The sequence below is a fragment of the Treponema sp. R6D11 genome (genome assembly GCF_054786075.1).
Map to the genome: position 1 here is coordinate 1 of NZ_BDHD01000809.1, position 506 is coordinate 506.

The 506-nt window shown below is 39.1% G+C and carries 2 protein-coding genes; both read right to left on the reverse strand.

Features of this window, described 5'->3' with window-relative positions; translation table 11 throughout:
- On the reverse strand, nt 1-187 hold a 187-nt coding region (locus ACYVTD_RS16245; protein WP_461248713.1), incomplete at its 3' end, for a NifB/NifX family molybdenum-iron cluster-binding protein.
- A partial coding sequence (locus ACYVTD_RS16250) for a hypothetical protein (protein WP_461248714.1) occupies nt 171-506 on the reverse strand: 336 nt, incomplete at its 5' end. The genes ACYVTD_RS16250 and ACYVTD_RS16245, both read right to left, overlap by 17 nt.

Here is a 506-nt window from a genome sequence, read left to right on the forward strand (position 1 = left end):
GTATACCATTTTCGGTATGTCCGCTACCACAACTTAAAGGCGTTACATCTCGCTTTTCAATGAAGGTCGTACTTTCTTTTCCTATTTCATAAATATAAAAAGCAGCCGCTTTCCCGAAGTGCTCATTAATTGTTTTTCCGTCGGTACTCGCGGCAGCAATGCGATGCGTCTTATTTGTACTTTGCATCAAGTCCTTTTAACTCTATAAAACTGTTTTTTTGGAGGGCGACGACATCTATATCTTTTGAAACCATGCCAATATCTTGAAGCTGAGGAGCTATTACGCCGAATTGTTTATATGCGCCGCTGACAGACGGAGTATATATAAATTTTTTAAGAACTTCGGCGTTTATTTCCGCATTACCCGCGACATAATTTTTTTCAATCTGAATGCTCGTTATTTCTTCCTGATGTCCTTGAATATAGGCGCTTGCTTTTTGTATTGCGCGGGTAAATTTTTCTACAATGTCCTTGTGTTTTTCTACAAGTCTGTCGCTGACATAAGA